The sequence below is a fragment of the Streptomyces ortus genome (genome assembly GCF_026341275.1).
In the GTDB taxonomy this organism is placed as follows: domain Bacteria; phylum Actinomycetota; class Actinomycetes; order Streptomycetales; family Streptomycetaceae; genus Streptomyces; species Streptomyces ortus.
In genome coordinates, this window is the sequence record NZ_JAIFZO010000002.1 from 3,528,514 (window position 1) to 3,553,571 (window position 25,058).

The 25,058-nt window shown below is 69.8% G+C and carries 23 protein-coding genes and 3 pseudogenes; 12 read left to right on the top strand and 14 right to left on the bottom strand.

The features are described from left to right. Positions 1–234: 234 nt before the first annotated feature. The 7 genes and pseudogenes from K3769_RS18905 to K3769_RS18935 all read right to left on the bottom strand — a co-directional run. A pseudogene (locus K3769_RS18905) lies at positions 235–750 on the bottom strand (DUF4142 domain-containing protein); the annotation flags it as partial. A gap of 20 nt (positions 751–770) precedes the next feature. Next, on the bottom strand, positions 771–1,190 hold the full coding sequence (locus K3769_RS18910; protein ID WP_267027583.1) for a hypothetical protein: 420 nt from the start codon (positions 1,188–1,190) through the stop codon (positions 771–773). A gap of 225 nt (positions 1,191–1,415) precedes the next feature. After that, positions 1,416–2,179 (bottom strand): annotated as a pseudogene (locus tag K3769_RS18915) (SDR family oxidoreductase). Next, complete coding sequence (locus tag K3769_RS18920) at positions 2,176–3,426, bottom strand: FAD-dependent oxidoreductase (protein ID WP_267027584.1); 1,251 nt, start codon at positions 3,424–3,426, stop codon at positions 2,176–2,178. The pseudogene K3769_RS18915 and the gene K3769_RS18920 overlap by 4 nt, the downstream one beginning before the upstream one ends. 248 nt (positions 3,427–3,674) lie before the next feature. Beyond that, a complete protein-coding gene (locus tag K3769_RS18925) occupies positions 3,675–4,652 on the bottom strand; it encodes an alpha/beta fold hydrolase (protein ID WP_267027585.1) in 978 nt (325 codons plus the stop codon). A gap of 140 nt (positions 4,653–4,792) precedes the next feature. Beyond that, positions 4,793–6,232, bottom strand: a complete 1,440-nt coding sequence (locus tag K3769_RS18930) for a dihydrolipoyl dehydrogenase family protein (protein WP_267027586.1) — start codon at positions 6,230–6,232, stop codon at positions 4,793–4,795. 1 nt (position 6,233) lies between these two features. Next, positions 6,234–6,797: a hypothetical protein gene (locus K3769_RS18935; protein ID WP_267027587.1), complete on the bottom strand. Its 564-nt coding sequence runs from the start codon at positions 6,795–6,797 to the stop codon at positions 6,234–6,236. A gap of 446 nt (positions 6,798–7,243) precedes the next feature. On the opposite strand from K3769_RS18935, the pseudogene K3769_RS18940 reads away from it, so the two are divergent. Continuing rightward, positions 7,244–7,585, top strand: a pseudogene (locus tag K3769_RS18940) (preprotein translocase subunit SecY); the annotation flags it as partial. Positions 7,586–7,681: 96 nt separating this feature from the next. Beyond that, a complete protein-coding gene (locus K3769_RS18945; RefSeq protein ID WP_267027588.1) occupies positions 7,682–8,317 on the top strand; it encodes a TetR/AcrR family transcriptional regulator in 636 nt (211 codons plus the stop codon). 37 nt (positions 8,318–8,354) lie between these two features. On the opposite strand, the gene K3769_RS18950 is transcribed toward K3769_RS18945, so the two are convergent. Continuing rightward, positions 8,355–9,746 (bottom strand): M1 family metallopeptidase, encoded by a 1,392-nt coding sequence (locus K3769_RS18950; RefSeq protein ID WP_267027589.1) that lies wholly within the window; start codon positions 9,744–9,746, stop codon positions 8,355–8,357. Between the two features lie 351 nt (positions 9,747–10,097). Between K3769_RS18950 and K3769_RS18955 the strand changes: the two genes are divergently transcribed. Then, positions 10,098–10,913, top strand: a complete 816-nt coding sequence (locus K3769_RS18955; protein WP_267027590.1) for an endo alpha-1,4 polygalactosaminidase — start codon at positions 10,098–10,100, stop codon at positions 10,911–10,913. A gap of 199 nt (positions 10,914–11,112) precedes the next feature. On the opposite strand, the gene K3769_RS18960 is transcribed toward K3769_RS18955, so the two are convergent. From K3769_RS18960 to K3769_RS18975, 4 genes are all read right to left on the bottom strand, one after another. Continuing rightward, on the bottom strand, positions 11,113–12,318 hold the full coding sequence (locus tag K3769_RS18960) for an ROK family transcriptional regulator (protein WP_267027591.1): 1,206 nt from the start codon (positions 12,316–12,318) through the stop codon (positions 11,113–11,115). A 13-nt stretch (positions 12,319–12,331) separates the two neighbouring features. Beyond that, positions 12,332–13,612: a sugar ABC transporter permease gene (locus K3769_RS18965; protein ID WP_267027592.1), complete on the bottom strand. Its 1,281-nt coding sequence runs from the start codon at positions 13,610–13,612 to the stop codon at positions 12,332–12,334. Next, positions 13,609–14,385 carry an ATP-binding cassette domain-containing protein gene (locus K3769_RS18970; RefSeq protein WP_267027593.1) on the bottom strand — a complete coding sequence of 259 codons (777 nt, stop codon included), beginning with the start codon at positions 14,383–14,385 and terminating at the stop codon, positions 13,609–13,611. The genes K3769_RS18965 and K3769_RS18970 overlap by 4 nt, the downstream gene beginning before the upstream one ends. Positions 14,386–14,512: 127 nt before the next feature. Beyond that, positions 14,513–15,613, bottom strand: a complete 1,101-nt coding sequence (locus K3769_RS18975; protein ID WP_267027594.1) for a sugar ABC transporter substrate-binding protein — start codon at positions 15,611–15,613, stop codon at positions 14,513–14,515. Positions 15,614–15,986: 373 nt separating this feature from the next. Between K3769_RS18975 and K3769_RS18980 the strand changes: the two genes are divergently transcribed. The 9 genes from K3769_RS18980 to K3769_RS19020 all read left to right on the top strand — a co-directional run bounded on the left by K3769_RS18980 (position 15,987) and on the right by K3769_RS19020 (position 23,013). After that, complete coding sequence (locus K3769_RS18980; protein ID WP_267027595.1) at positions 15,987–16,511, top strand: P-loop nucleotide/nucleoside kinase family protein; 525 nt, start codon at positions 15,987–15,989, stop codon at positions 16,509–16,511. Positions 16,512–16,735: 224 nt separating this feature from the next. After that, positions 16,736–17,419: a S1 family peptidase gene (locus K3769_RS18985; RefSeq protein ID WP_267027596.1), complete on the top strand. Its 684-nt coding sequence runs from the start codon at positions 16,736–16,738 to the stop codon at positions 17,417–17,419. 215 nt (positions 17,420–17,634) lie between these two features. Continuing rightward, positions 17,635–18,465 (top strand): helix-turn-helix transcriptional regulator, encoded by an 831-nt coding sequence (locus tag K3769_RS18990; RefSeq protein WP_267027597.1) that lies wholly within the window; start codon positions 17,635–17,637, stop codon positions 18,463–18,465. A gap of 164 nt (positions 18,466–18,629) precedes the next feature. After that, positions 18,630–19,586 carry an NADP-dependent oxidoreductase gene (locus K3769_RS18995; RefSeq protein WP_267027598.1) on the top strand — a complete coding sequence of 319 codons (957 nt, stop codon included), beginning with the start codon at positions 18,630–18,632 and terminating at the stop codon, positions 19,584–19,586. An 86-nt stretch (positions 19,587–19,672) separates the two neighbouring features. Beyond that, a complete protein-coding gene (locus K3769_RS41150; RefSeq protein WP_435369371.1) occupies positions 19,673–20,074 on the top strand; it encodes an alpha/beta hydrolase fold domain-containing protein in 402 nt (133 codons plus the stop codon). A 2-nt stretch (positions 20,075–20,076) separates the two neighbouring features. Beyond that, a complete protein-coding gene (locus K3769_RS19005; RefSeq protein ID WP_267027599.1) occupies positions 20,077–20,607 on the top strand; it encodes an SRPBCC family protein in 531 nt (176 codons plus the stop codon). A gap of 71 nt (positions 20,608–20,678) precedes the next feature. Beyond that, positions 20,679–21,020, top strand: a complete 342-nt coding sequence (locus K3769_RS19010) for a PadR family transcriptional regulator (protein ID WP_267027600.1) — start codon at positions 20,679–20,681, stop codon at positions 21,018–21,020. Further along, positions 21,017–21,973 (top strand): hypothetical protein, encoded by a 957-nt coding sequence (locus tag K3769_RS19015; protein ID WP_267027601.1) that lies wholly within the window; start codon positions 21,017–21,019, stop codon positions 21,971–21,973. The genes K3769_RS19010 and K3769_RS19015 overlap by 4 nt, the downstream gene beginning before the upstream one ends. Positions 21,974–22,071: 98 nt before the next feature. After that, entirely contained in the window at positions 22,072–23,013 is a 942-nt protein-coding gene (locus tag K3769_RS19020) for a phosphatase PAP2 family protein (protein WP_267027602.1), read from the top strand. Positions 23,014–23,063: 50 nt separating this feature from the next. Here the strand turns inward: K3769_RS19020 and K3769_RS19025 are convergent, their stop codons facing one another. After that, positions 23,064–23,765, bottom strand: a complete 702-nt coding sequence (locus K3769_RS19025) for a response regulator transcription factor (protein WP_267027603.1) — start codon at positions 23,763–23,765, stop codon at positions 23,064–23,066. Further along, positions 23,762–24,940, bottom strand: coding sequence for a sensor histidine kinase (locus K3769_RS19030; protein WP_267031437.1), 1,179 nt, complete (start codon positions 24,938–24,940; stop codon positions 23,762–23,764). Before K3769_RS19030 ends, K3769_RS19025 begins: the two co-directional genes overlap by 4 nt. Positions 24,941–25,058 lie beyond the last annotated feature (118 nt).

Below are 25,058 nucleotides of genomic sequence, written 5' to 3' on the forward strand. Positions count from 1 at the left end.
AGTCGGTTTCTGACACCTCCCACTCTTGACCCACGCGGCGCTCGGCACCGGATGCCGAAGGTCCGCGACCGCGGGGCTGAACGTCCCCTTCGACACGGCCTGTTGGGCTGCCGTCCGGTCACCCCACCCGCCCCATTCGGCCCTGGGCGACGGGGTACGTCACAGGCGGCGCTCAGCACTCACCACGCGGCACAGCCAGTGTGATGTGCCGGCAGCCACGTCGGGCGGGCCCGGCTACCGCAGTAGGCCCTGCGGGTCCGAGGGTTGTGGACGCTCCGTGCCTACCGTGCCGTCCGTCGGCAGCGCCGAGGGGCTCGACGTCAGGGCGGGGTCACCGGTCGGCCGCGCGGGCCGCACCGAGACGGTGGATGCCCCGGGCGCGGGCGGCGGGGGCCCGGTCGGGCCGGCGGTAAGCCCCTTCGCGGCATCGAGGGCCGGCGCGTCGAAGTCGACGTCCCCGGTTCGCTCCAGCATCGCGATGTGATCGAGCGCGGTCTGGTTGGCGTCCGAAGCCAGTTGCCTGATCAGCGTGTTGCCCGTGGTGGCGCGGACTTCCGCGACCGTCGTGAAGACCTTGCCGTGCGCGGAGCGCAACAGGTTCGCGAACTTCTGCTCGTAGTCCTTGCCCTGCGCTGCCGTCAGTTCCTGCGGTCAGCCCTGCTGTTGGGCTGTCGGCTGGTTCGGCACCTCGGTGCCGAGGTCGGCCGCGACGATCCGGACGCGCTTGTCGAGGTCGTTGTGGCCGACGACACGAGCGGCGTCGGGTCCGGCTACGCCCACGGGTCGTGCCGCTGGGTGACACGGCGGTATGCGGCGCGGGCGTTGACCACCCGAGCGATGGTGGTTCCGGCGACCACAGCGGCGAGCAGACAGGCAAGCCACGTGGTGTCGCGGTGCCCGGCCCAGGTGAGCTGTCCGGCGGGCGGGATGGCGAAGCCGTTCAGCACCAGCCAGCACAGTACGGCGGTGCCGGGCGCGGCGGCGAAGCGGGCGCGCAGTCCGAGCAGCGCGGCGAGGAGAGACAGCGCGACGAGGGCCACGGCGGGTCGGCCGTGTTCACCGAGGCGGTTCGTGATCGCCACCAGCAGCAGAGCGCCCGCGAGAGCCACGAACCAGACGAACGGGGTGGTGACGGGCCGAGGAACAGCCCTGACACCTCTGCTGAGCCACACCCACTCGATCTTGGTCACGCTTCCTCCTCATCCCCCTGCTCCGCGGGAGCGCTACAGGGCAGACGTCTCACCGACTCCCGGTGTCACAAGCGATTCTCTCCTGCCCACGACGGGGCAGTCCGCCTGATTCGCCGAACGTGCTGTACCTGGAGGTGAGCGACCTGTTCGCGGACCGGCGCCGCGCAGCGGCCTGTAGCTCCGGGAAACGCCGCGAGGGCGCCGCGGAGGCCCTGGTCATCGTTGTCAGGACGCACTCCACCCTCCGTCGAGGGTCAGCTCCGTGCCGGTGACGGACATCGCCTCCGGTGAGCAGAGGAAGGCCACCGCGCCGGCGACCTCGTCGGGCTCTATCAGCCGCTTGAGCGCCGATCGCGCCAGCAGCACGTCCGAGACCACCTGACCGGGGCTCAGTCCGTGCACCGCCGCCTGGTCCGCCAGTTGCTTCTCCACCAGTGGGGTCCGCACATACCCGGGACACACGCAGTTGCTGGTCACTCCCTTGGCGGCCCGCTCCAGGGCGATGACCTTCGACAGCCCGCAAGACCGTGCTTGGCGCTGACGTACGCGCTTTTGTAGGGACTGGCCCGCAGCCCGCGGATGCTGGAGATGTGGACGATCCGGCCCCAGCCCCGCTCGTACATGCGGGGAAGGACGGCACGGCTGAGCAGGAAGGGTGCCTCCAGCATCAGTCGCAGCATGAACGCGAACCGCTCGGGCTCGAACTCCTCGACGGGAGCGACTTGCTGGACTCCGGCGTTGTTCACCAGGATGTCCGCTTCCAGTGCCAGGTCCGCCAGGTCCGCGGTGCGGCTCAGGTCGACGACCAGCGCCTCGCCGCCGATCCGCCCGGCCGTCCGTGCCGCGCCCCCGGCATCGATGTCACATACGACGACGTGGGCTCCGAGCCCCGCCACCCGGGTCGCGACGGCCTCGCCGATCCCGCTCGCCGCGCCAGTGACGACGGCACGGCGACCGGACAGGTCAGGGCCCCGGTGCGTGCTCGTCATGACGTCGGCGACGCGAAGGGATTGGCACTGGCGTGGTGGTGCCCCCACACGTCCGGAACGCCGAAGTCGTGCGGCACCCAGTGCTCCCCGACCTCGATCCCGCCGCAGCCGATCTCGAGGTGGAATCCGCTGGGGTTCCGCACATAGAACGAGATCGCCTTGTCGTTCATGTGCCGGCCGAGACTGATCGAGATCGGCTCGCCGTTGGCCTTGGCTCGGTCGTAGGCCCGCCCGACGTCGTCGAGCGAGTCGTACTCGAACTCGAGGTGGTGGATCGACGGCGTCGCCGCGCGCGCGAGCGCGATGCTGTGGTGGGCGGTGTTGCAACGGAAGAAGTACAGGCCGGGGGCGCGGTAGTCGGTCAGCTCGAGCTCGAGGACGGACTCGTAGAGATTCGCCGCGACGAGGTGCACCCCGGCTGCGGTGAGCACCTCCGGGTCACCCACACCGCTGCGTTCGAGCAGCAAGGGGCTCCCCGTAGTCCCGGCGCAGAGAACAACTTCACGGCAGGCAGTGAACCGGACCGTTCCTCGACGGGTCTTCGCCTCGACCCCGGTCGCGGTCGTGCCGTCGAAGAGGATCCGACGGACTTCGCAGTGGGTGCGGACACGGACATTCGACCGTCGGCCGTATCCGCGCAGCAACGCGCGGGGTCCGCTCGTGCGGGCGCCGTTCCAGGTCGACAACGACGCGTACGCGGCCTGCTCGTGACGTACGTTCAGGTCTTCGGCCGCCTCGATGCCGTGCCGCGCCAGAGCGTCGATCCACCACGCGCTCGCCAGGTCCGGCGGGCCCGGCACCTCGGGCCTGCGGGGGCTGCCGACGTCGCGCCCTCCGGTGACACCGAGGGCGTTCTTCTCCATGGCGGTGAAGGCCTGCTCGAAACGGGACCGGTTCCAGCCGGTGATGCCGGCCGCCTCCCACGCGTCGTAGTCGGCCTCTCCCCCTCGGTCCCAGATCAAGCCGGGAGCTGTCGGCGAACCGCCCAAGGCCCGCCCCGTCAGCCGCTGTTCCGTTCGGTCGGTGTCGTAGGGCCGATGGGCGTAGTGCCTCATGTACGGCGAACCACTGCTCGACGCCCGTACGAGGTTCGCGGGGGCCGGAGGCCGTGGACCCAGGTCGGAACCGCTACCCGCCTCGATCACCAGGACCCGGTTCTGCGGATTCGCGCCGAGCCGGTGGGCCAACGCCGATCCCGCGGGCCCGCCGCCGACGATGATGTAGTCCACGACGTTCTTGGATGACACAACAGCTCCCTACGCGCTCGGATTCGAGGAGCGCCGCAAGGAGACCTGCGGCCGCGTCCTCGGCAGTCAGGTGCGGTCACATGCAGTCACGTGACCGTGTCCTCGGCAGTCAGGTGAGATGACCTGCAGTCATGTGCAGTCACGTGCAGCACGAAAGGCGCACAACTCGTGGCTCCCCGCCGTGCATCGGTCGTGACCGGCGCAGCCACGTGTCGTGACGTCGCGGTACGCGTCAGGTCGCGGTGCGGTCAGGCCGCCCTGGACCTGAGCCGGTCGAGCTTGTGTCCCAGTCTTCCGACGCCGAGCGATATGTGTCCGTGGCCGCCCTCGATGTGAGCGTGGACGGTAGGCAACTGCCGGGTCAGCCACTGCCCGTGCGCGACCGGCACCATCTGGTCGAGGGCGCCGTGCCACAACTCGACGGGAACGGTGATGTCACCCGGCTCGAACCCCCACGGTGCCGTCAGCGCCCGCAGGTCCTCAAGCCACCCATCGTCCCCCGCCGCGAGTCCGTGGTTCATGTGCGCGGCGTTGTCCACGCCGTAGGCGCCGGTGAGTTCGGCTGCGTCCACTTTCGGGAGCAGGCTCGCCATGCCGGCCGCGAGCTCGGCAGGATCGCTGTCACGGACGATCGCCGCCATCTGCGTGACGATCGCGCGCTGTTCCCGCTCTTCGCGGGCCGCACTCCCGAAAAAGACACGGTTCTGCACACCCATGCCCTCGACGAAGTCGAGTCCTTGGGCGTCATACGGCGCGAAGGAGGCGATCAACAGCACACCGGAGACCCGTGCGGAGTCGGCGACGGCCGTGGCCAGTGCGTACGGACCGCCCACGGACCACCCCGCCACCCAGTACTCGTGGACGCCCAGATGATCCATGAGGACGCGGCACGTCTCCGCGGTGTCGGCAATTGTGCGCCCCGGGGCCGCAGTCGACGCGCCGTAGCCGGGGCGGGAGCAGGTCACGACGCGATACCCCTTGCCCATCACCGAGTCGAGGACGGAGTCCATCGGAACCGCTGAACCCGGCATGCCGTGATGGAAGAGAACGACCGGCCCGTTCTCCGGTCCTCGCACGGTGAACTCAAGGACACGGTCCTTCCCCGGGTGCAGCAACTCCATCTCTTTGCCCGCGGACCCGCTGTCACCGCCACTGACCGCTCGTCTCCCGGACGTGAGCCCTGCCGGGTCGTCGTCCTCGAACTGACTCGTGAGTTCCGGTTCCATCAGGTCACTCCGTTGCGTCATGAAGATGCGCCATAAGATGATCTTGGGCTCGTGAAGTGCGTGCCCTGCGGTGGGGGCCGTTCGTCCTGTCACGGTCCCGTCCCGTCGGGGTCACGACGGGACGGGACGGCACGGGTCGGTCAGCGCCCGTACGCTTCCAGCAGCCGCAGCCAGACCTCGCTGACAGTGGGAAACGCCGGAACCGCGTGCCAGAGCCGGTCCAGCGGCACCTCGCCGACGACCGCGATCGTCGCGGCGTGCAGCAGTTCAGCCACGTCGGGGCCGACGAGGGTGAAACCGACGATCACCTTGCGGTCCTCGTCGACGACCATGCGGGCGTGTCCCTGATAGCCCTCGGCATGCAGAGCCGAGCCCGCGACAGCACCGAGGTCGTGGTCCACGACACGGATCCGCAGGCCGGCGGCCTCGGCGGCAGCCGCGGTCAGTCCCACCGACGCGATCTCCGGTTCGGTGAACACCACCTGCGGCACCGCACGCTCGTCCGCGGTGGCAGCATGCCTGCCCCATGGCTCGTCGTGCACCGCTTCGCCCTTGGCACGCGCCACGATGACATCACCGACGGCACGAGCCTGGTACTTGCCCTGATGCGTCAGCAGTACACGGCGGTTGACATCACCGGCCGCATACAGCCATCCGTCGGCCGAGGGCTCCCCGGCCGGCCCGACCACCCGCAGCGTGTCGTCCACCGCGAGCCAGGAGCCCGGAGTCAGGCCGACCGCTCCCAGGCCGATGTCCTGCGTGTTGGGCGTACGACCGACCGCGACGAGAACCTCGTCGGCCTCGACGCTCTCCCCGGTGGCGAGCGTGATGTGCACCGAACCGTCACCGTCACGCTTCACGGACACGGCTTCCTCGCCGAGACGCACCTCGACACCGGCCTCCCGAAGTGCCACGGTGACCCGTTCACCGGCGAACGGCTCCGCGAGCGGCAGTACACCGTCACGCGCCAGCACCGTCACCGACGAGCCAAGACCGGCGAACGCCGTCGCCATCTCCGAGGCCACCACACCGCCGCCGATCACAGCGAGCCGCCCGGGCACCTCGCTCGCGGCAGCGGCCTCCCGGCTGCTCCACGGCGCCGCCTCACGCAGACCGTCGATGTCCGGCAGCAGCGCGGCGGTTCCCGTCGCGATCACCACCGCGTGGCGCGCGGTCAACGTCGTCGTCGTACCGTCCTCGGCGGCCACCTCGACGGCTCGCTCGCCGCTGATCCGCCCCTGGCCCCGGTACAGCGCGATCCCCGCCGAGCTGAGCCAGGACGCCTGTCCGTCGTCCTTCCACTGTGAGGCGAAGGAGTCCCGACGGCGCAGCACGGCCGCGACATCCAGCTCACCGCTCACCGCCTCACGCGCCCCCGGCACCTGCCGGGCGGCCCGGAGCGCAGCCGTGCTCCGCAGCAGCGCCTTGGTCGGCATGCAGGCCCAGTACGAACACTCACCGCCGACCAGTTCGCGCTCGACGACGGCGGCAGTCAGTCCGCCCTGCACCACCCGGTCGGCGACGTTCTCGCCGACCGGTCCGGCGCCGATCACGATGACGTCATAGACGTTCTCGCCCATGTCACTCACCCTTCGAGGCGCGGCCCAGGCGCAGGGCCGAGATGAGGAAGAAGATCGCGCCAGGGATGGCGTAGCCGATCGCGCCGGACAGCGCGGGGTCGTCGGCGCCGGCCGAAGCGATGAACGATCCGCCCGCCAGGACCGAGATGCCGCCGCTGAGGATCATCGGCCACTGGCCACCCATCTTGCGTCGGGGAACGGCCACGATCAGCTGGACCAGTCCGGCCACCACGGCCCACAGACCCCACACGCGCAGCACCGCCGGAATACCCGACGCACTCGCGACGGCCAGACCGATCGCCGTGGCGGAACTGACCGCGACGTTCACGTACAGCAGCGCGGGTGACCCCGTGCCCTTCGAAACCTTCGCGTCGTACACGGCCGCGCCCACATCGAACAGCGGGTACAGCACCAGAAGCGTCGCCACCACCGGGTTGATCTTCGATGCCATCGGAAGCAGCACCGCGGCCCAGACGATCGCGAACGCGAACCGGACGAAGTACAACCGCCGCAGGGCAGACGCGGTCCCGGCGACACCGGACGGAGCAGCAGCAACAGTGCTCACAACGAACCTTTCGATTGATACGGGGAGGTGAGGCGGGCTCGGCACGCTGTGCTGTCGGCCGCTTCGACCAGGGGGATGACCACTTCAGTCCGCTGAACGTGCGTGGTGTGCCGGACGGCCGCCAACGGCGAACCAACGGACACTCTTCCGCGGGACTGAATGTTCTGTCTCATCATCATGGCGACCGCGCCACAGGATGTCAAGACCGAACGTTCTACCTTGGAGCGCTACGAGGCTTGCCCGGCCCGCTCCCTACCGGCACACGGAATGCGTCCCGGTCCTGAGTGCCTGACGGTGGAGCGCGTCCAGTCGTTCCAGCACCGCCGCGGAGCCGGCCGCCAGCGAGAGTTGCACCGCGCAAGGGACGGGCCTGTCACGCAGTTGCTCGGTGCCTTTCAGTTCCCGCAGCAGCTCCGTGGTCAACTGATCGAGCCGCTCGCGGATCCCTGATCGTGTTCTTCGCGTTCTTCTATCTCGCGATCACCTTCAACCCGGACGAGGTCGCCGGAAACATGAAGCAGTACGGAGGCTTCATACCGGGAATCAGGGCCGGGCGGCCGACCGCCCAGTACCTGCACCACGTGCTCACCCGGATCACCTGGCCGGGCGCGCTGTATCTGGGACTGATCGCTCTCGTCCCCACCATCGCGCTGGCCGTGACGGGCGCGGGCCAGAACTTCCCGTTCGGCGGCACCAGCATTCTGATCATCGTCGGGGTGGGCCTGGAGACGGTGAGGCAGATCGAGGGCCAGCTGCAACAGCGCACCTACGAAGGCTTCTTGCGCTGAGCCGCCTCGGCCACCTGGCGGACGGGGGGCAGGCACCGGTTTGCCCCCGCCGTACGCCTGTCCGTCCACCCATCACGTGGCACCTGTCATGGGCCGATGGTGAGGGGAAACAACTCCGTATCGGCCGCTGCCGGGTTGAGCAGCCGTGATCTCATCCTCGATGCGGCCCGTAGCCTCGTGTCAAGTCGTGGGTATGACGGCATGGCCATCTCGGACCTTTCCACGCAGTCCGGGTTGCCCGCCAGTTCCATCTACTACCACTTCGGCAACAAACTGGGCGTCCTGGCGGCGCTGCTCGACCGCACTTTCAACGAGCTGCACGCGCTGTTCGCCCATCCCTCCTCCTTCGACGACCTCGAACCCCTCGACCGGTTCGAGGCCTGGTTCACCGCCGCGTGCGCCTCCCTCGACGAACGGCCCGACTACCTGCGCCTTCTGCTGGCGATCAGCGTGGGACCGCAGAAGGACGACGAGGTCGTACGGGCCACCGTGCGCCGCATCCGCGACTTCGCCCACGCTTCGTGGGTGGACGTCCTGACACCTGTCTTCGCACCCGGCGACGTCGCGGGCGACAAGGCCTTCATCGAGGAGCTGGCTGTCCTGGGGCGGGCCATGACTGACGGGCTGTCACTGACGAACAGCTTCGACGGTATGAGCTACAGCTCGCACGTCGCACCCTTCGTCTCCTTGATCCGCGGCCTGGCGGACCGACGGGGCGGCGAGAAGGCGTAGTCCCGCCACCGAGTCGGCAGCCCCCTGCAGGTTTCCGCTACAGGGCAGGCTTTCCCTTGGTGAACAGCCATGTCTGGAACAGCGAGTCGAGCTGCTTGCCCGAGATCTTCTCGGCGAGCCGGATGAAATCGTCGGTGTTCACGTTCCCGTGCCGGTTCTGCCGGGTCCATGCCGGGAGCAGTTCGAAGAACGCCTTGTCACCGATGCGTTCGCGCAGGACCTGGAGCGTCATCGCGCCGCGCTGGTAGACGGCTGAGGCGAACATCGTGTCGCGCTGCGGGTCGCCGACGACCGTCTGCCAGAAGGCCGCGTCGGCGGGACGTGCGTTGTAGCCCGCCAGGAAGGCGTCGTGGGCGCTCTGGGTGCCCTTGTGTTCGCTCCACAGCCACTGGGAGTAGGTCGCGAAGCCCTCGTTGAGCCAGATGTGCTTCCACTTCTCGACCGAGACGGAGTCGCCGAACCACTGGTGGGCGAGCTCGTGGACGATGGTCGACTCACTGCGGACCGCGGAGTAGACCGGCTTGGTCTGGGTCTCCAGCGAGAAGCCGGCCTGCGGCATGTCGTCGACGATCGCGCCGGTCTCCTCGAAGGGATAGGGGCCGAAGATCTTCGACCAGTAGTCGGTGGCCTCCGCCGTGACCTCGTACACGTCGACGTTGTTGCTGTTCTCCAGGACGGGGTCGATGGCGACGTAGATCGGGGTGCCCGCCGGGGTGGTGCCCTGCCGCACGTTGAACCTGCCGATGGTGGCGGTCGCGAGATACGTCGCCATCGGCTTGCTCTCACGCCAGTGGGCGACGGTCCGGTTGCCCTTGTCGTACGTGCCGACCAGCCGGCCGTTGGAGACCCCGGTCAGGCCCTTGGGGGCCTTGATGCGGATGTCGAAGGTGGCCTTGTCGCCCGGGTGGTCGCTGGAGGGGAACCAGGTCGACGCGGCGTTGGGCTCGCAGGCGACGAAGACGCCGTCGGCGGTCTTCATCCAGCCGTAGTCGGAGCCGAAGACGATGGGGCCGCTCAGCGGCTCGGGCACGCCACCATAGGTGACGGTCACGGTGAACGTCCTGTTCTTGCGCAGGCTGTCGCGCGGGCTGACGCGGATCTCGTCGCCCTCGCGCGTGAACTTCGCCCGTCTGTCGTTCACCGCGATCTTCGTCACCTCCAGCTTCTGGAGGTCGAGGTCGAAGGACGACAGGTTCTGGGTGGCGCGCGCGGTGATCGTGGTACGGCCGTCGAGGCGGTCGGTGTCGGGGTCGTACGCCACGTCGAGGCCGTAGTGGCGTACGTCGAAGCCGCCGTTGCCGAGCTGTGGGAAGTACGGGTCGCCGACGCCGTCGGCGCCCGGATGGGGCGCGGGTGCGGCGGCGATCAGGCAGAAGGAGGCGGCGGCTGTGGCCACCGCCCCCAGGCGTGCCGAACGGGAGAGGGTCATGAGTCGTCCCTTCGCGCATGTTCCGGTGAAACGGACAGGCAGACTCTGCACTCTCCTGAATAGGCGTGTACATGACCTGGTGCCGGGTTTTTACCAAGTCATCAGCTTCTGCTGGGCAGTTGGCGTCTTCGAGTGCGGTGGTGAACGTTCCGCATCCGGATCCGGCCCGGTTGACATGGTGTGAGCCGCTCGGTTTACTCCCTGCAGCGCCAACATCGAACTCCTGGCGCCAGAGGTACGCCCAGCCGGTAGTGCGGTGCCCGCAACCGCAAGTCCGGACACAGTCGCCAGGACGGCCGCATCGCAGCGCAGTCCGAGGCGGGGACGTACCCCCATCCTCTGGAGCTCCACATGCCCCACACCCATCGCGTGCGGTCCCGCAAGCTTGCCGTCGTGGCAGCGTCCCTGACGTGTGCCGTCGTCGGCGGCCTGCTCGTCTCCTCCAGCGCGAACGCCGCCCCGGCGGTGGAACTGCCGCCGGTCAACGCGTCCTTCGACTACCAGATCGGCCAGGCCTACACCCCCGCCGCCGGCGTCGGGGTGGTCTCCCGCGACCACACCGCCTCCCCCGCGGCCGGCCTGTACAACATCTGTTACGTCAACGCCTTCCAGGCCCAGCCGGGAGCCGAGAGCCAGTGGGGCGACCTGCTGCTGAAGGACGCCGCCGGAAAGGTCGTCTACGACCCGGACTGGGACGAGGCCTTCCTCGACATCCGCACCGCCGACAAGCGCCGGCAGGTCGCCGCGAAGGTCAACGCCTGGATCGACACCTGTGCCGACAAGGGCTTCGACGCGGTCGAGCCCGACAACCTCGACTCCTTCACCCGGACCAACCTGATCAGCGAGAGCAACGCCAAGGCGTTCGTCAAACTGCTCGCGGACCACGCCCACGACAAGGGCCTGGCCATCGGCCAGAAGAACACCCCCCAACTCTCCACCTCGCGCTCCGCGACCGGACTGGACTTCGCCGTCGCCGAGGAGTGCGGCGAGTGGAAGGAGTGCGGCGACTACACCGAGGGCTTCAACGACCACGTCATCGTGATCGAGTACAAGCAGAAGTACTTCGACGAGACGTGCGCCCAGTGGGGCGGTCGCCTCAGCGTCGTCCTGCGTGATGTGCTCGTCACCGCCCCCGGCAGCAGCGGATACGTGCGCAAGGCCTGCTGAGTCCCGAGCCGGCCCCCGTGCCGCTCCCTGAGCGGACACGACCGGACGGGCCGGATCACGAGGTGATCCGGCCCGTCCCCCCGATCCGGCCCGTCCCCCCGATCCGGCACTCGACACTCGGCACCGGCCACCTTCGTACGGGGTCGCGTCGCCGTACTGACTGGTCGCGTCGCCGTACTGGCCGCCTCGCCGTACGTGCCTATGCGCCGGCGCGGGCCAGGGTCTCCAGGGGGCCGTCCAGGATCTCGCAGAAGGCGAGTTCGGCGGCTCCGATGAGCACCGCGTCGGCGCCCAGTTCCCCCACGCGCAGCCGCAGGTTCTCGCGGGAGGCCCGCAGGGCGATGCGGTTGATACGGCTGCGGATCTGGGCGGCCGAGCCGAGGTACACCTCGCGGAGCGTCCCGCCGAAGACGACCGTGCGCGGGTTGAGCACATTGACCAGGTTGGCCACGCCGATGCCGAGCCAGTCACCGATGTCGTGCAGGGCGGCACGCGCCGCGATGTCGCCCCGGTCCGCCGCCTCGACGACGGCGTGCACGGCCTCCCGGCCGGTCGCCGACGGATCGCGCTGCGCGGCCTCCAGCAGGGCCCGCTCGCCCGCCTCCGCTTCGAGGCAGCCGAGCGCCCCGCAGCCGCAGGGTCTGCCGCCCCGCGGGTTGACGACCATGTGCCCGATCTCGCCGCCGTATCCCTGGTCGCCGGCCAGCAACTGGCCGCCGCTGATGACACCGCCGCCGATGCCGATGTCGCCGTGCAGGTACACGAGGTCCTGGCAGCCCGCCCCGGCTCCGCGCAGGTGTTCCGCGAGCGCGCCGAGGCTGGCCTCGTTGCCCACCGAGACGGGCAGGCCGAGGCCCAGCAGACGCATGAGGTCCTCGCCGAACTCCTCGTCCTCCCAGCCGAGATGGGGGGCGGCACGGACGAAACCGTCGGGTCGGCGCACCATCCCGCGGACAGCGGCGGCCACACCGACGCAGTAGGTGCCGTGCCCTGCCGCACCCACCATGTCCAGCGCGGCGCCGGCCAGGATCTCGGCCACCTTGCCCGCGTGCCGGGGCCCGGGAAGCACCGAGATCTCCCTGCGGTCGAGGAAGACCCCGCCCAGGCCGATACGGGCGGCGGCCAGCCGGTCCACTCCCACGTCGAAGCCGAGGACGTACACGCGGTCGGACTCGGGCCGTACGACCAGGGACGGCCGGCCCGCCCGGCCGGTCTCACGGGGCAGTTCCTCGCGGACCAGGCCGGCCGAGCCCAGCTCGCTCACCAGACCCAGGATGGTGCTGCGGTTGAGCCCCATGCGCTCGGCCAGCACGGCACGGGACATGGATCCGCCGATGTGCACATGACGGAGCAGGGTGCCGAGGTTGTGCCGGCGGATCTCCTCCTGCGAGGGACCGGCTTTCATGGCACCCCAGACATCATCGTCGTACGGCCCGGCGACGGGACAGCGCATCCACGCCCGCGGCCACCAGCAGAACGGAACCCGTGACAGCGTACTTGACCCCTGAGCTGTACCCCATCAGGCCCATGCCGTTCTGGATGACCGCGACCACCATGCCGCCGAGCACGGCGTCGACGACCCTGCCCCGCCCGCCGAACAGGCTCGTGCCGCCGATCACGGCGGCGCCGACCGCCAGCAGCAGCACGTTGCTGCCCCCGGTGTTGGGGTCAACCGAGTTGCCCCGGGACGCGGCGATGATGCCGCCGACCGCGGCCAGCGAGGAGCAGATGACGAACGCCGAGATCCGGACGGCCGCCACGTTGATGCCGGCCCGGCGGGCAGCCTCCGCGTTACCGCCCACGGCGTAGATGTGCAGGCCGAACTTGGTGCGCTGCAGCAGGAACGTACCGGCGACGAGCAGGACGGCGATCACCGGCACCACGATCGGCACGCCCTTCAGCGAGTCGACGATGACGTTGCGGCTGCGCTCCTGGTTGAGCAGATGGACGGCGATCGCGCCGAGCGCCGCGAGGCCACCGATCCTGACCGCGAGCAGGACGGCCGGAGGGGTGGCGAGCCCGCGCCGCCGGCGGTTCCCGCTCCGCCGGAACTGGATCGCCGCGTACGCCCCGACACAGACGGCCAGCAGTACCCAGCCCAGCGCCGGGGAGAGGTTGTTGTTCGCGACGGCCAGGATCGTCTCGTCCCGGATCGAGATGTTGGTGCCTTCCTTCAGCAGCATCAGCACGATGCCCTGGAACCCCAGGAAGGCGGCCAGTGTGACCACGAAGGAGGGGATGCCGACCTTCGCCACCAGCAGGCCGAGCAGCAGGCCGATGACCGTGCCGGTGAGGATCGCCGCGCCGGCAGCACCGTACCAGGGCCATCCGTGGTCGGTGAGCAGGATGGCGAGGACGGCGGCGCAGACCCCGCTCGCGTACCCCGCGGACAGGTCGATCTCGCCGAGGAGGAGGACGAAGACCAGCCCCATGGCGATGGCGATGCTGCCCGCGCCCTGGGTGAGCAGGTTGGCGAAGTTCAGCTCGGACAGGAAGACCGGGCGCAGTGCGGCGAAGAACCCGCACAGGACGATCAGGCCGAGTACGGCGGGAAGGGCGCCCAACTCGCCGCCCCTCACCCGGTCGACGTAGTTCCGGGCGACCGAGCGCAGACTTGTGGCTCCGGCCGCTCCGTTCTTCTTCGGCGTACCGGGACCGCGCGGCAGTTCCGGCTTCTCGGGGGCGACTGCGGCGGTCATGCGGTGACTCCATTGCTCTGGGCCAGGCCGAGGTCTCCGCTGCGGCCCGAGGTGATGAGTTCGACGACCTGGGAGTGCGTCACGTCGGAGGTGCTGACCTGGGCGGCCATCCGGCCCAGGTACAGGGCGGCGATCCGGTCGGACACCGCGAAGACGTCGTTCATGTTGTGCGAGATCAGGACCACGGCGAGACCGTTGTCGGCCAGCCGCCGGACCAGTTCGAGGACCTGCGCCGTCTGGGCGACGCCGAGCGAGGCGGTCGGCTCGTCCAGGACGACGAGCTTGCTGTTCCACAGCACGGCCTTGGCGATGGCCACGGTCTGCCGCTGGCCGCCGGAGAGGCTGGAGACCTGCTGGCGGATGGACTTGACGGTACGGACCGACAGACCTTCGAGGGTCTGGGCAGCCATCTCCTCCATCGTCGTGTCGTCCAGGACGAGCCCCCGGCGCTTCTCGCGGCCGAGGAACATGTTCTGCACGATGTCGAGGTTGTCGCAGAGTGCCAGGTCCTGGTACACGATCTCGACGCCCAGGGCCGCCGCCTCGCGCGGGCTGTGCACCTGGACCTGCGCACCTTCGAACCAGTACTCGCCGCCGTCCATCGGATGGATCCCGCCGATGCACTTGACGAGGGTGGACTTGCCCGCGCCGTTGTCTCCGACGAGTGCGGTCACCTCCCCCGGACGGACGTCGAAGGACACGTCGTGCAGCACCCGCACGGCGCCGAAGCTCTTGTCGATCCCGCGCAGCCGGAGGATCGGGGTCACGGTCATTGAAGACGGCTCCTCAGGGGTCGTGAGGTCGCGGGTCCCGGAGAGACGGGAGCTCCGGGGCCCGCGGGCGGACCGGGCGGGCCGAGCGGACCAGCCGGACCGGGGACGACGGTCCGGCCGGTCAGGGCTACTTGATGCCGGCCTCGGCGCACAGGGCGGCGTACTTGCCCTTGCACAGCTCCTCCTTGGTGACATAGCCGTCGTCGACGACGTCCTTGACGTTGTTCTTGTAGACGGCCAGCGGCGTCTCCAGCACGGACGGCACCTCGCGTTTGCCCTCGGGGTCCTTGACGGTCCCGTTCGTCTTGCCCTTCTTGCCCTTGGCGAGGGAGACGGCGAGCTCGACCGCGGCATCGGCCTGTTTCTTGACCGCCTTGTAGACGGTCATGCACTGGTCGCCCGCGAGGATGTTCTGCAGGGCCTGGACCGTCGCGTCCTGGCCGGTGACCGGGACCTCACCGTTGCGCTTCTGCTTGCGCAGGACGGCGATGGCCGCGTTGCCGAGGCTGTCGTTGGCGGCCAGCACGCCGCCGATCTTCGGCTGGCTGGTGAGCATCTGCTCGAAGATGGTGGTGGCCTGGGCGCCGTCCCAGTCCGGGACGGACTGGTTCGGGCCCTTCACGTAGTCGCCCGACTTGTACCGCGGACCGAGGACGCCGTTGTAGCCCTGGGCGAGGAGGGTCGCGTTGTTGTCCGTCGGTGAGCCGTTGAGCGTGGCGACGATGGGCTTCTTGGCCTTCATGTCGCTCAGGCACTTGGTGAGGCCTTCGCCCTGGAGCTTGCCGACCTCGACGTTGTCGAAGCTCACGTAGTACTGGGCGGAGCCGCCCAGGGTGAGCCGGTCGTAGTCGATCGTGGCGACGCCCTGCCCCTTGGCCTTGTCCAGAACCGCCTTGCCCGTGCCGCTGTCCAGGTTCACGATCATCAGCACGTTCACACCGCTGGTGATCATCTGGTCCGCGATGGTCTGGAACTCCTGCTTGTCGTTCTGCGCGTTCTGGATGTCGTACTCGACGCCCGCCGCCTTGAACGCCTCGGAGAGGTACTTGCGGTCCGCGGTCTCCCAGCGGGGCGAGGACTTGCTGTCGGGAAGGATCACACCGATCTTCGGCTTGGCGCCGGAGCCGGAGCCGGAACCGGAGTCGTCGCCCGACGAGGAGTCACTGCAGGCAGCGAGCGAGCTGGCCAGCGCCACCGAAGCGGCGGTGAGGAGAAGTCCCTTGCGCATGGGCAGGGTCCTTTCTGGTGGTACGGCCGGACGGCCGGACGGCCGAGGGTGGTGAGCGGGAAACCGAGAAGCGCGACTCGGGGGAATTGCCGGGTGTCGGGCGATCCGCCCGAACTGAATGTTGTGAGCGGGAACTTACGACGCTCAGGACCCTGTGCCCAGAGGGCGGGGAGCGCTATTTGTCATCCGCCATAACAATTAGGTGACGTCGGCGCGGTTCCGGAGTCGGGGTTCGGGGTTTCGGGGTTCTGGGGTTCTGGGTTACGGGGTTCGGGGTTACGGGGTTACGGGGTTACGGTGCCGTCTCAACGTCCCTGACCAGAGGGGCAGTTACTCGATTGCCCTTCAGTTGGACTCCGTGAATGATCCAGGCGTGACCACGTTGTTCCTGACTGTCGGCCTCCCGGGGGCCGGGAAGACCACCAGGGCTCGGCAGTTGGCCGTGGAGCACCACGCGCTTCGGCTGACGCCTGATGAATGGATGATCCCGCTGTTCGGTGAGCCCGATGCGAACGGGAAGCGTGACGTCCTTGAGGGACGCCTCCTTGCGCTGGGCCTGGAAGCGCTGAGCCTCGGAACCAACGTGATCCTGGACTTCGGATGCTGGACTCGTGACGAAAGGTCCGCGGTCCGCTCGCTGGCGGAGTCCGTGGGCGCGTCCTACCGCATCGTGTACATGCCGGTGGACCCTGGGACTCAGCGAGCCAGGGTTGCCCGCCGTCAGTCGCTCGCTCCGGAGCAGACCTTTCCGATGAGCGAGGCGGACCTCACGCACTGGAGGGCGTTGTTCGAGGAGCCGGACGCCGCGGAACTCGATGGACGGGGGATCGGCGAGCCGCCTCCGGGTTGGCGGGGGTGGTGCGCGTGGGCCGCCGACCGGTGGCCGTCACTTGGGTGATGTGACGACTCCGGATGCGGCGGGAGACGGGGCGCGGTTTCGGCGGCGACGAGGGCCGGCTGCGGCGGCCGGGAGGGACGGCCCCGGAGGCGGGAAGGGACGGCTGCGGAGGCGGAGGCGGAGGCGGGAAGGGACGGCCTGAGTAGGTCTGTCGCCGCGCCCGCCGCGCCCCCACCATGAAGGAACTGTCCGGTACCGGACCACCGATGACCCCGGGAGGGGCCGTGAGACGTCTGCACACCTGCCTGGCGATGCTGACCACAGCCGTGACGGCCGTGATCGCCCTGCTCTTCGGCACCGTTCCGTCCGCCACCGCCCTGCAGGCGACGACGATCCGGGGCGGCACCGTGCTCTACGCCGCCACCGGCGCGCAGTGCGTCGTCGGTTTCAACGCGCGGGGCAACGGCGTCTACTACGGCGTGATGGTCGGCCACTGCTCGGGCACCCACACCACCACCTGGTACGCCGACGCGGCACGTACCGTGCAGGTCGGTGTGACCGCCGGCGCCGCCTTCCCCATCGACGACTACGGCGTGGTCCGCTACACCTCCAACACGCTGAACCTGCCCGGTGACATCGCGCTGGGCGGGGGTGTCTACCAGGACATCACCGGGGTCGCGAGCCCGGCGGTCGGACAGTCGCTCTGCCATGTCGGCCGGACCAGCGGGGTCCACTGCGGAAGGGTGACCGCGGTCAACGCCACGGTCAACTACTCCGAGGGCACCGTCTACGGCCTGATCCGGTCCACCCCCTGCTCGGAGGCAGGTGACACGGGCGCCCCGGCGTACTCCGGCACCCTGGCCGTCGGCTTCCTGGTCGGGGCGAGCGGCAACTGCACCTCGGGCGGGGTCTCCTACCACCAGCCCGTCGCGGAGGTCCTGTCGATCTTCGGTATCACCGTGTACTGAGGATTCGCCGTGCATCGAGGATTCGCCGTGTACCGAGGATTCGCCATGCACTGAAGATCCGCCCTGTACCGCAGATTCGCCCTGTACCGCAGATTGACCGTGTACCCACGATTCACCGCGCTCAGCCAGGGACAACTTGTCCCCGGTTAAGATCGCCCTTCATCCGGTTCCCGGTTCGCGTCAAGATTGCCTTGTCGAACAGAGGAGGTCGGACGATGGACCGGGCGTTGCTGGCGGATTTTCTCCGTGCGCGTCGTCAGGCGTTGCAGCCGGAGGACGTGGGGCTCCCCCGCGGGCAGCGCCGCCGCACCGGCGGGCTCCGGCGGGAGGAAGTGGCGGTGCTGGCCGGGATGTCGGCCGACTACTACGGCCGGATCGAGCAGCAGCGCGGCCCGGTGCCGTCGGAACGGATGCTGGTCGCGTTGGCCCGGGCGCTGCGTCTCGATCTGAGCGAGCGTGACCACCTCTTCATCCTGGGCGGGCTCCCGGCACCGCGGCGGATGCTGCGTGACGATCACGTGGGTCCGACGATGCTGCGGATCGTCGCCGGCCTCGCGGATGTGCCCGCCATCGTGCTGTCACGGTGCGGCGAGGCGTTGCTGCAGACGCGCCCGGCGGTCGCGCTGTTGGGCGACTACACCAAGTACTCGGGGCTGTCCCGTTATCTGGTGTACCGCTGGTTCACGGGCGACGCGCGGGTGCGTGGCCTGTACCCCATCGAGGACCACCCTCGGCGGGGCCGGGTCTTCGCCGCGGAGATCCGGGAGGCGTACACGGCGGACCCCACGGGGAAGGCGGGGGAGATCGTCGCAGCACTGCTGGAGGCGAGTCCCGAGTTCGCGAACATCTGGCGGTTGCACGAGGTGGGGGTGACCCACCACCACGACCTCAAGCGCTACCTCCACCCCGAGTTGGGAGAGTTGGAGCTGTACGCCGAGATGCTGCTGGATCCGGAGCAGCGCCAGACGCTGCTGGTGTTCTCCGCCGTGCCCGGTTCCCCGAGCCACGACAAACTCCAACTCCTGGCCGTCGTCGACGACGACTAGCCGCTGTCGGCCCTCACACACGGCGGCACCTCCTCAAGAGCTGAGGCGTGCCCCGATCCTCCAGTGATTCAAATTCGAAGCACATGGATGCACATTCGTCCGTGCACGCGCATCCACGCATGCGCATCCACGTCTTCTCCCTGTCATGAAAGTTGGTATTTGTCATGAAGTCAGTGCGTTTCCATGAGTACGGCGGTCCGGACGTCCTGCGGTACGAGGAGGTGGAGCAGCCGATTCCCGCGGCCGGGGAGGTCCGGATCCAGGTGGCCGCGACATCGTTCAACCCGGTCGACGGCAACATCCGCGCGGGCTTCATGCAGGGCCCCATCCCGGTGACGCTGCCGCACACCCCCGGCATCGACGTCTCGGGCACGGTCGACGCACTGGGCGAGGGCGTGGACGTCGTGAGCGTGGGAGACCGGGTGGTCGGCTTCCTGCCGATGACCGGCACCGGCGCGGCGGCGGAGTACGTGATCGCACCGGCCGAGCTGCTGACGGCGGCGCCCACGAGCATCCCGCTGGCCGATGCGGGCGGACTGCCGCTGGTCGGCCTCACCGCCTGGCAGGCTCTCTTCGACCACGCCGCGCTGACCCCGGGCCAACGGGTGCTCATCAACGGTGCGGGCGGCGCGGTCGGCGGTTACGCCGTCCAACTGGCCAAGCACGCCGGCGCCCACGTGATCGCCACGGCCGGGCCGCGCAGCGGCGAGCGGGCCAGGGCGGCGGGCGCCGACGAGGTGTTCGGCCACGGAGTTCCCGAACTCTCCGCGCTGGTCGACGTCGTACTCAACCTCGCGCCGGTCGATCCGATGCAGCTGGCCGCCCTGACCTCCGTGGTGCGCGACGACGGTGTCGTGGTGAACACGACGGTGTGGATGCCCGCGCCGTCCGACGAGGACCGCGGCGTACGCGGCGTCAACCTGTTCGTCAACAGCGACGCCGGGCAGCTGGCACGGCTGGTGACACTGGTCGACTCCGGAGTGCTGCGCGTCGACATCGCCCGGCGGGTGCCGCTGGCCGACCTGCCGGCCCTGCACGCGGAGGCCGCCGAAGGAGCGCTCGCCGGAAAGGCCATCGTCCTTCCCTCCCGTCCCACCCTTCCCTCCGCTTCTTTCGCTTGAGCGCTGCCCGCCGCTCACTGCTCGCTGCTCGCTGCTCGCCGACCAGCCCAGACCCATGAAGCACGAAGCACGAAGCACGAACCCGAATCTGGAAAGCAGGAGACCATGTCGCTCGGTCTGGACCCCGCGCGGTCGGTGTGATGGGCGACAGCGCGGGCGGTGGCCTGGCGGCGGCGTTGTCGATTCTCGCCCGGGACCGCGGCGGACCGGCGATCGCCCGGCAGATCCTGCTCATGCCGGTGCTCGACGACCGCACCCCCACACCCGACCCGCACATCGAGCCGTACCTGCTGTGGACCTACGACGACAGCCGCACCGCGTGGCCTGCGCCCGACCTGCCCCACCGCGTCCGCACGGGCGCCCCGCTCAACGAGCCCGACCCGGCCACCTTCTACGGCGGCGACCACCGCGGCTACACCGACTATCCGACCTTCCGCACCACGACCATGACCATGACCATGACCGCGACGACAAGTATGGCGAGTTGAAGATGACCAGTCTCCTCATCGGCCCGGCGGACAGAACCGTCGTGATCACCGTCCAGCAGCGGACCCGCACGTCACCCCGGGACGCTTTCCGCATCCTGGCGCCCATCGATCTGCCCACCGTCTTCCGCCCGGTGGCCCCGTTTCCCGGGGTCAGCGGTGTGAAGAACCAGACGGGGGCCTGGGATCACGCGGGACCGCGAAGGAACCCGCAGTTCGACGACGGCTCCCAGGTCGACGAAGAACTCACCGAGTACGTACCGGACTCCTCCTTCGCCTACCAGCTCACCGGCTTCACCAACGTCCTGTCCCGCCTCGCGGCCGGTGTCCGGGGCGAGTTCAACGTCAACCCCGACGGTGACGGCACGCTCATCCGCTGGACCTACGAGTTCAAGGCACTGCCCGGCCGCCGCTGGATCCTCGCCGGCCCCTTCGCCCCGCTCTGGCGCCGCTACATGGTGGCCGCCCTCGACCGATGCGTCCACGTCATCGAAACAGAGACCGGCGGCAAGGAGACGCCGCACGGGCCCGGGTGAAGCATGGGGGTGTTGCCTGAGACCACCAGAGACGGGCAGATATATTTCGTAGCTCGATATATGCTCGACGCATGACCAGACGGAATCCGCCCCTGACGGAACCGCAGTACTTCATCCTTGCCGCACTCATGGACGGCCCGTTGCACGGTTACGGCATCATCAAGGCCGCCGAGCGGGCCACCGGCGGGAGGGTCCGGATCGCTGTCGGCACTCTCTACGGCGCGTTGGAGCGGATGGAACGGGCTGGGCTGGTGGCCGCCGGCCACGAGGAGATCGTGGACGGGCGGGCGCGGCGCTACTACCGGCTCACCGAGGACGGCACCGAGGCGCTCGGCCGGGAGGCGCTGCGGATGCAGCAGGCGGCGGCCGTCGTCATCGGACACTCGCGGGACGCGGGCGCGGCCCCGGCATGAATCGTCTGCTGCTCGCCCCCTATCCCGAGCCCTACCGTTCCCGGCAGGGAGAGGAAGTGCTGGCCTGCCTGTCCGAGGCGTATCCCGGCCGCTCCTGGCCCCCGCCGCGGGAAGTCGCCGCCCTGGTGCGCGCCGGAGTGCAGGCCCGCGCCCGTGCCGTCGTCGACGACACGGCCCGGCCGTGGTGGCTGGACGGCATCCATCTGACCGCCCTGGCCCTCGCCGCGCTGGCACTGGTGCCGTACTTGCAGGATGTGTGGCACTGGGCCCTGCACATCGACCCCGGACAGCACGCCATCGCCTTCCGCTTCGCCGGCTGGTACCCGTGGGCCGAAGGTCCCACGCAGGTACGGCTGTTGCCCTACGGGTTGCTCCCGCTCGGCTGCCTGATCGCCCTGCTGCGCGGCAGACCGGGGTTCGCGCTGCCGGCCGCGGCAGCCATGATGTGGGCCGGCGCCACGTCCCACGGCCGCACCTTCTTCGGTGACGAGGGCAAGGCGGGCCTGGGCTACTACGGCCTGGGCGCCCCGATAACGGCCCGTGACCTGGTGCTGTCGGGGACACTGTGTGCCGCGTGCGCCGTACTGGCGCTCTGCCGTCCCAGCCGGCTGCGCCGCCGCTCGTACCGCTGGCTGGCCCCTGTCATGCTCGCCATGTTCGTGGCCGGGGGCCTGCACATCATCTCTGTCAGTCCGACCTTCCAACGCGGTTTGTTCGTCCTCGAAGTCGCCGCGCTGATCGCCGCGTGGGTGGCGACGGCCGCCACGGGCGACTACCGGTGGCTGATCCCCGTCGCGGCGTTCGCGATCGTCCGCACGCAGGCGATCGTCGTCCGGCCGGACGCGTTCATGCAGTCCTTTCCGGACCTGGTCGTCCTCATCCTGCTGATCGCACCCCTCCCCGCCCTGGCGATCGCCGCCCAGCGCCGACAGGGACGGGCACTCGCCGAATAGGAGCGGCCCTCCGGCGGGCCGGCCGGCCGAGCCGGGCGGCCCGCGTCGTGCCGGAAGACGTGCGTGACCGAACACCCCCCGACAGAAGAAAAAGAGCGATGACTCAGCACGATTCCCAGTCCCTGCCCACGCACCGCCCGGGGCCCGCAACGCAGGCCACCCCCGAGACCCCCGAGAAGACCCTCGACACCCCCGGCCCTCCGTCCCGCACGACCCGGCCGTGGATGCCTGCGCTGCTGTACACCCTGGGGTTCCTGACGGTCTACCTGCTCGCCATCTGCACCCCGTGGGGGCAACGAACTGAGAACGCCCTGTTCCGCCTCGGCAACGGGAACCCTGAAACTGCCTGGATCTACCCCCTGTCAGGAGCGGCCTACGGCTCGACGCCCCTCCCACCGCTGGAATTGAGCGCCAAGCCCACCCTGATGGTGGGCCTGGCCGTCATCGTGGTCCTCACGCTGGTCCGGCGGTGCTGGCGGCAGGGGTTCGCGGCGCTCGGGGTCGTCGTTCTCGCGACCGGAGGCAAGGAGGTGCTCAAATCGACCCTGCCCCGCCCCGATCTGGTGGGCGCGCCCGAGAACCTCCTTGATCAGGGTTTCCCCAGCGGGCACACGGCCATCCCCGCCGCGCTGACCTTCGCCGCCGTCCTCGTGCTCTCCCCCCGGATCCGCCCCTACGTCGCCATGGTCGGTGTGCTGTGGCTCGCCTGCATCGCCGCCTACAGCGCGACCATGGGCGGCCACCGGCCCAGCGAGGTGCTGGGAGCCACACTGTTGGCCTGTGCGTGTTACGGCCTCGCCACCTGGCTGCTGCCGCCGCCGGCCGCCGTGCCGAACGCCACGCGGATCCCCCGTGCGCTGCCCTTCATCACCCTGACGGCGGCACTGGCCGTCGCCCTCGTCTCCGGCGCGCGGAGCGACACCCTCACCAGGTCACTGGTCTCCGCGGCGACGGCCTTCATATGCGCGGCCCTGGTCTGGCACGCCGCAGTCGGGCGACCAGCACACGCTGTACGCCGCCCACACACCACCCTGGCCTGACCACAGGAGCCGTCGGCGACGTCGAGCGATCCCCTTGCGCCGCCGGTGCGTCAGTCCTCCGCGTCCCGGATCAGCAGCGCGATCTGTACCCGGTTCTCGACCGCCAGTTTGGCGAAGAGGCTGCCGGTGTGGGCCTTGACGGTCGCGACGGAGATGTGCAGCCGTTCGGCGATCTGCGGGTTGCCCAGTCCGTCCGCGATGGCGCGGGCGGTCTCCCGTTCCCGTTCGGTCAGCGAGGACAGGCGTTCACGCGCGGCGGCGCGGTGACGGTCACGGGCGTGCGCGGAGTCCGGTCCGGTGGCCGCGGCGATCACCCGTGCGGTGGCCGCCGGTGACAGCACCGGGTTGCCGTCCGCGACGGTCCGCACCGCGTCGAGGATGCGGGCGGGCGGGGTGTCCTTGAGGACGAAGCCGAGCGCTCCGACGCGCAGTGCCCCGAGCACCAGGTCGTCGGAGTCGAAGGTGGTCAGCATCAGCACCCGGGGCGGCGCCGGCCGGGCGAGCAGTTCCCGGGTCGTCTCCAGACCGTCCCGGCCCGGCATGCGTACGTCCATGAGTACGACGTCGGGCCGCTGTTCGGCCACCACGGTCAGCGCGGCGCTGCCGTCGGCCGCCTCCGCCACGACGGTCAGGTCCGGTTCGCCGTCGATGACGAGGCGCAGGGCCATGCGGACCAGTTCCTCGTCGTCGACGATGACGACCCGTACGGGATCGGGCCGGCTCTCGGTCGACGTGTTCTCGGCGTGGCTCATGCGCTCTTTTCGTGGGTGGGGGCGGGGCCGTCCGGCCAGGGCAGTCGTGCGGTGAGAACGTACCCGCCGTCGGGCGTGGCACGGTGGTCGAGTTCGCCGCCGGCGAGGGTGATCCGTTCGCCGAGGCCCAGCAGGCCGAAGCCGGAGGCGGGCGGCCGGGTGGTGCGCAGCGGGGCCGGTCCGTTGCGGACGCGGATGTCGAGGGTGCCGCCCTCAGCGCCGTCGAGGGTGACCTGTACGACCGCGCCGGGAGCGTGCTTCGCGGCGTTGGTCAGCGCTTCCTGGACGATCCGGTAGCAGGTCCGGCCGGCGCCGCCGGGCGGGGTCGCGGTCACGCCGTCGGTCAGCCGGACGTCGAGTCCCGAGGCGCGGGCGTCGGCCACCAGGTCGGGGACCCGGTCGAGGGAGGGCTGCGGCGGTTCCGGCCGGCCCGGGTCGGCGCGGAGCACGCCGAGGACCTCGCGCAGCTCTTCCAGTGCCTGGTGGGAGCCCTCGGCAATGCCGCGGACCAGGACGCGGTTCTCGTCGGCCGGGAGGTCACGGCGGTGGTCGAGCACCCCGGCCTGCATGGCGACCAGGGAGATGCGGTGCGCGAGGACGTCGTGCATCTCGCGGGCGATCCGGTTGCGCTCCATGGCCCGTGCCTGCGCCGCCCGCGCGCTCTGCTCCCGTTCCGCGCTCTCCGCCCGCTCCCGCAGGGACCGCATCTCGGCCCGTCGCGCCCCGACGGCCATGCCCGCGGCCACCGCCATCCCCGCCGTCAGCGCCGGCACCACGACCTGGACCCACAACGCCACGTCGTCCGAGCCCTCCACCGGGAACATCCCGACGGAGAGCTGCGACGCGATCACGTAGGCCAGGACGACGGCCCCGATCTCCACCGGGCGGCGGCGGGTGGCGACCGAGCACAGTGCCAGCAGGGCGGCGCCGGTGGCGGACGCCGACGCGGTCGAGACGACCGCGACCGCCAGGGCCACCGTGAGGGGCCGCCGCCGTCGCCACACGAGCAGCGTCAGACACCCGAGGGCCACCAGCGGATCGCCGACGAGGATCCAGGTGTCCGGGCCGCCGGGCTGCTTGCGCGACAGAGCGAGGGTCGTCAGCCAGATCGGCAGGCCGACGAGCGCGGCCACCGTCAGCCGCCAGGCCTGCTGCCCCACCCCGAGCCGCGGCATCACATCCGTGTTCACCAGGCCATTGTCACCATATCGTGCGACCGGTGGATCACACCCAGGACCGATGCGCCTACGACCCAGGTCTAACCCGCTCCTCTCCCCCGGTCCAGGCCCGGTC

What these genes read in the sequence shown, in the direction of transcription:
- K3769_RS18925 (WP_267027585.1), bottom strand. Translation starts at nt 4,652, where the DNA reads ATGGAACCGGAACTCACGAGTCAGTTCGAGGACGACGACCCGGCAGGG.
- K3769_RS18930 (WP_267027586.1), bottom strand. Translation starts at nt 6,232, where the DNA reads ATGGGCGAGAACGTCTATGACGTCATCGTGATCGGCGCCGGACCGGTC.
- K3769_RS18945 (WP_267027588.1), top strand. Translation starts at nt 7,682, where the DNA reads ATGGTGAGGGGAAACAACTCCGTATCGGCCGCTGCCGGGTTGAGCAGC.
- K3769_RS18950 (WP_267027589.1), bottom strand. Translation starts at nt 9,746, where the DNA reads ATGACCCTCTCCCGTTCGGCACGCCTGGGGGCGGTGGCCACAGCCGCC.
- K3769_RS18955 (WP_267027590.1), top strand. Translation starts at nt 10,098, where the DNA reads ATGCCCCACACCCATCGCGTGCGGTCCCGCAAGCTTGCCGTCGTGGCA.
- K3769_RS18960 (WP_267027591.1), bottom strand. Translation starts at nt 12,318, where the DNA reads ATGAAAGCCGGTCCCTCGCAGGAGGAGATCCGCCGGCACAACCTCGGC.
- K3769_RS18965 (WP_267027592.1), bottom strand. Translation starts at nt 13,612, where the DNA reads ATGACCGCCGCAGTCGCCCCCGAGAAGCCGGAACTGCCGCGCGGTCCC.
- K3769_RS18970 (WP_267027593.1), bottom strand. Translation starts at nt 14,385, where the DNA reads ATGACCGTGACCCCGATCCTCCGGCTGCGCGGGATCGACAAGAGCTTC.
- K3769_RS18975 (WP_267027594.1), bottom strand. Translation starts at nt 15,613, where the DNA reads ATGCGCAAGGGACTTCTCCTCACCGCCGCTTCGGTGGCGCTGGCCAGC.
- K3769_RS18990 (WP_267027597.1), top strand. Translation starts at nt 17,635, where the DNA reads ATGGACCGGGCGTTGCTGGCGGATTTTCTCCGTGCGCGTCGTCAGGCG.
- K3769_RS18995 (WP_267027598.1), top strand. Translation starts at nt 18,630, where the DNA reads ATGAAGTCAGTGCGTTTCCATGAGTACGGCGGTCCGGACGTCCTGCGG.
- K3769_RS19005 (WP_267027599.1), top strand. Translation starts at nt 20,077, where the DNA reads ATGACCAGTCTCCTCATCGGCCCGGCGGACAGAACCGTCGTGATCACC.
- K3769_RS19010 (WP_267027600.1), top strand. Translation starts at nt 20,679, where the DNA reads ATGACCAGACGGAATCCGCCCCTGACGGAACCGCAGTACTTCATCCTT.
- K3769_RS19015 (WP_267027601.1), top strand. Translation starts at nt 21,017, where the DNA reads ATGAATCGTCTGCTGCTCGCCCCCTATCCCGAGCCCTACCGTTCCCGG.
- K3769_RS19020 (WP_267027602.1), top strand. Translation starts at nt 22,072, where the DNA reads ATGACTCAGCACGATTCCCAGTCCCTGCCCACGCACCGCCCGGGGCCC.
- K3769_RS19025 (WP_267027603.1), bottom strand. Translation starts at nt 23,765, where the DNA reads ATGAGCCACGCCGAGAACACGTCGACCGAGAGCCGGCCCGATCCCGTA.
- K3769_RS19030 (WP_267031437.1), bottom strand. Translation starts at nt 24,940, where the DNA reads ATGCCGCGGCTCGGGGTGGGGCAGCAGGCCTGGCGGCTGACGGTGGCC.